The sequence below is a fragment of the Dietzia sp. B44 genome (assembly GCF_014145245.1).
In the GTDB taxonomy this organism is placed as follows: domain Bacteria; phylum Actinomycetota; class Actinomycetes; order Mycobacteriales; family Mycobacteriaceae; genus Dietzia; species Dietzia natronolimnaea.
Genome location: NZ_JAALEF010000520.1, coordinates 10,126 through 14,211 on the forward strand (window position 1 = coordinate 10,126; position 4,086 = coordinate 14,211).

A 4,086-nucleotide genomic window follows, 5' to 3' on the forward strand; every position below is an offset into this window, starting at 1 on the left:
GCTCCAGGGAACCATCCAGCGAACCCGGCTGCTCCAGAGAACCCTCCACGGACCCCTCCAGCGCATCGGACCCGGCTTCAGAGCCGGCGAACACCGGATCGAGGGAACCAGGCCCCAGGGAACCGTCCAAAGACCCGTCAAGCGACCCGGGCCCGAGCGATCCATCGCCCGACGACCCGAGCGCCAACAGCAGGCCCAAACCAACGAGCGAACCCAGCTCAGCCGAACCGAGTTCGCTCGACCCCTCCAACGAGCCGCCGAGCGAACCCTCCAGCGCGTCAGACCCGGCCTCAGAACCAGCGAACACCGGATCAAGAGACCCGGATTCCAGAGAACCCTCCAGCGCATCGGACCCGGCTTCAGAGCCGGCGAACACCGGATCGAGGGAACCAGGTCCCAGCGACCCAGCCGGCAGGCCGACGTCTTCCGAACCTGAGGAAACTTCGTCGAGAGACCCGGGCTCTCCCGAGCCCAGCGCAAGTTCGAGGTCCAGCGCGAGACCCAAGCTCTGGCCCAATCCCAAACCGGCACCTAGACCGAGATCCGCCGATCCCGTCTGGGAATTGGCGACCGCCGGGGAGCCGACGGCGGCAAGCGCCACCGCCCCAGCGAGCGCCGCCATTCTCAGATGACGCGAACGCTTAAATGACATTGTCGTCCCTCTTTCCGTCGTGTATGCCGTAGGCCGCCGAAGGACCACTAGCACTTGCTCTCCTACTCGATATGCACATCGTGAAATCTCAGGATAGTGTTACTTCCGTCACAGTTCCACCGGTGCGGCGGAAAACTCCTCTCGTCGTCGTCGGGTGTTCCCCCCGACCACCTAGGCTCGCCGGGTGACCACCGCTCCAGACTCCCCGTCGGCCTTGCACAGGCCGCTCCGGAGCCAGCCGCTCCGCCGGATGGCGGACGGGACCGTCAAGCAGATCAACCCCTTCACCGGCACCGAGGTCTGGACGGTTCCCGGCCGCGGCCACCGCCCCGTCGACCATCCGCCAGGCGAGGTCCTCCCGGTGGACCCCCACGCGGCCGAGGCGTACTGCGCGTTCTGCGTGACCCGGCTGCGCGAGACCACTCCGGAGAAGTCACGGCTGGTGCGCGACGGCGACACGTGGACGACGCTCGACCGGGTGGCCGCGCACGAGCTCGGCCTCACGACCCCTGAGTTCCGGCTCTTCGGCAACCTCTTCGAGATCGTGTCGCTGGACTACTGGAGAGCGGTCCACGGATACCGGATCCCGGCCCGGGCCGCCGCGCACCAGACCGCCTATCTCGGGACCGACGAGGGCGCCGACCACGTCCGCGCTCTGGTCCGCACCAGGATCGCCGCCGCACAGGGGGATCCGGCGGACGCCGAGTCCATGACGACCGCGGAGCTGGCCGCCCACTCCGAGAGCTTCTTCGGTGGCTGCCACGACGTCGTGGTGGCCCGCCGCCACCTCACCGACGGCGCCACGAGTTCCGACCGCCACGCCTCCTCCGGGTGCCTCGACCCGGACGAGCACCAGCAGTTCATCGCCTTCACCGTCCGCGCCATGCGGAACCTGTACACCGACAACCCCCATGCCCGGTACGTGTCGGTGTTCCAGAACTGGCTGCGTCCCGCGGGCGCGTCGTTCGCACACCTGCACAAGCAACTCGTGGCGATCGACGAGGTCCCGGCGAAGACCGGTCGCGAGGTGGCCGCCCTCGCCTCGGAGCCGGACCTCTACTCCACGCTCGGGGTCGACCACGCGGCCTCGGAGGGGCTGGTGCTGGCGGCCAACGAGCACGCGGTGGCGGTGGTCGGGGTGGGGCACCGCTATCCCGCCCTCGTCATCTATTCGCGCTCCGCCGCGAGCGAGCCCTGGGAGCACTCCCCGGACGAGCTCCGCGGGGTCTCCGACCTCCTGCACGCCTGCCACGCCGCCACGGGCCCCCTGGTGCCCACCAACGAGGAGTGGCACACCCGGCCACCGGGGGTTGGCGCGGCGATGCCGTGGCGGATCGTGCTCAAGTGGCGGATCTCGAACCCCGCCGGGTTCGAGGGGGCGACCGGGATCTACGTCAACACGATCGACCCGTGGGCCCTGCGCGATCGGGTCGCGCCGCGGTTGGTCGAACTGCGTGACTCGGGTCGGATCGCCGACATGGCGCTCGGGGCGGAGTGCGGGGACGTGCGGGGGTCCTTGCGCTCCAGGTGAGGCCGGGCGAGGAGCGGGACGGGATCGACGACGACGACGAGGTGGGACGACGACGAGGTGGTCAGGTGAGCACCGGGGGTGCCCCCGCCTAGATCGCGCGTCTCGCCCGACCCCGGGGGAGCCTGGCGGCGGTGGCCTCACGGATGCCCGGCACGGAGGCGGGGATCACGACGGGTCCGGAGAGCGACGGGTCGAGCAGCATCGCCGTGGGCGTCTCCTCCGAGCCCATGTTGATGCGGCGGCAGAGCTCGTAGGCGTCCTCGTCCCGCCAGATGTTGACCCAGTGCACCTCGAGCCCCTCCCGGGCGGCGCGCCGCCGCAGCGCGGAGGAGTACGGGCACCCGGGACGCCACAACACCACCACGGCGTGCTCCACGCAGGAGCTGCGCACCGACTGCAGGGGCTCGTGACCGGTGACCCTGAGCGGCGAGTTCCACAGAGCCACCACCGCGGTCACCGCCAACACCAGCAGCGCCGGTGCCGCGCCGTGACCGAACCCCACGATGGTCCAGGCGAGCGCGCACCCCACGGCCACGACGGCCGCGGGGCCGAACCAGTGGCCGGGGACGATCTCGCGCCCCGCCCGGGCGAAGGGGTGTGTCACGCGGACGACCATACGCGTCCCGGATCCCGGTCCGCCCGTGCATTAACCGAATTGTGATGCGTCCACGATCGGCTCTCCACCCGTCGTCCGTGACGGTAGCGTCGGAGCGATGACGGACTCGCGCCCGCCGACCCCGGCCCCGCCGACCAGCACCCGGAAGCTCCGCGACCTCACGGGACCCGGGATCACCACCGCGTTCGGTATGGAGGGGACCGATCTGGGGATCACCGCCAGGACGCCTTCCGGACGCCTGCTCGCCGTGTTCGGCGACACCTTCGCGGGAGCGGTGATGGGAGCCCCCCACGTGGGGCGCCCCCACCCGGGGATCGCCGAGTGCTCCCCCACCACGGACGAGCGACCGGGGCCGGGCAACCCCGACTGGCGGTCCCCCGTCGGCCTGTTCGCGGACGACGCCGCCCCGGGCGGGGGCCTGGTGTGGACGGGCGCGGCCGGTCCCGGCCCGCCGGACTACGCGGGGCAACTCATCGACTACGTCCACGGCCGGGGTTGTTCCACCGTCCTCCCCGGCGACGTCCTGACCCTCGGCGACACGATGTATCTCCACGTCATGGTCAACGAGGGACTGGGGACGGTCACCCGGACCGAGATCCACCGCTCGGTCGACGACGGGAGCACCTGGGAGCCGACCGGTGTCACGTTCTCCCCCCGGCTCGAGGGCGGGCACCGCCAGCTGTGGACGTGGGAGACAGGTGGGGACGGATTCGTCTACGTCATGTCGACCGGGTTCCAGCGGGACAAGGGGGTCATCCTCATGCGGGTCCGCGAGGAGCACCTGGCGGATCCCGGCGTCAACGGGTGGCAGACGTGGGGCTACCGCGAGGGCGCCTGGGACTGGGGCAACCCCACGACCATCGTGCTTCCGGGCCGCATCGGCGAGATGTACCTGCGGCGGTGCGAGGACTTCTGGACCCTCACCTACTTCGACGCCGAGCACTACCGGATCGACTGCCTCACCTTCCCGCACATCGGCGCCGACCTACTGGACAGGTCGGTGACGACCCACACCACGCTCCTGCACGGCTGTGCCTGGGGCGACGAGTCCGACGGCTCAGATCCCGCCGCGGGTCCGGCACGCGTCGCCCAGCTCTACTGCGGCTGCCCGGTCCCGGGGTCCACCCCCGAGGAGTGGCACGTGGTCGTGAGCCAGTGGAACACCCACGACTCGGCCGCGGGCCCCGCCGGCTGGCCATACCGCTCCATGCAGTTCGTGGGGTCCATCCCGCGTCCGCCGGGGACACGGGCCGGGGACCGACCCGCCGCGGGCGCGTAGGTCCGCGG

Annotated in this window: 3 protein-coding genes and 1 pseudogene; 2 read left to right on the plus strand and 2 right to left on the minus strand. The window is 71.0% G+C overall.

The window, feature by feature from the left end; translation table 11 throughout:
- Window positions 1–652: pseudogene (locus tag G6017_RS16420) on the minus strand (hypothetical protein); the annotation flags it as partial.
- 250 nt (window positions 653–902) lie between these two features.
- On the opposite strand from G6017_RS16420, the gene G6017_RS16040 reads away from it, so the two are divergent.
- Window positions 903–2,183 carry a DUF4921 family protein gene (locus G6017_RS16040; RefSeq protein ID WP_182618251.1) on the plus strand — a complete coding sequence of 427 codons (1,281 nt, stop codon included), beginning with the start codon at window positions 903–905 and terminating at the stop codon, window positions 2,181–2,183.
- A gap of 88 nt (window positions 2,184–2,271) precedes the next feature.
- Here the strand turns inward: G6017_RS16040 and G6017_RS16045 are convergent, their stop codons facing one another.
- A complete protein-coding gene (locus tag G6017_RS16045; RefSeq protein WP_259845726.1) occupies window positions 2,272–2,787 on the minus strand; it encodes a thioredoxin domain-containing protein in 516 nt (171 codons plus the stop codon).
- A gap of 109 nt (window positions 2,788–2,896) precedes the next feature.
- Between G6017_RS16045 and G6017_RS16050 the strand changes: the two genes are divergently transcribed.
- Window positions 2,897–4,078 carry a glycoside hydrolase family 183 protein gene (locus G6017_RS16050; protein WP_182618249.1) on the plus strand — a complete coding sequence of 394 codons (1,182 nt, stop codon included), beginning with the start codon at window positions 2,897–2,899 and terminating at the stop codon, window positions 4,076–4,078.
- Window positions 4,079–4,086 lie beyond the last annotated feature (8 nt).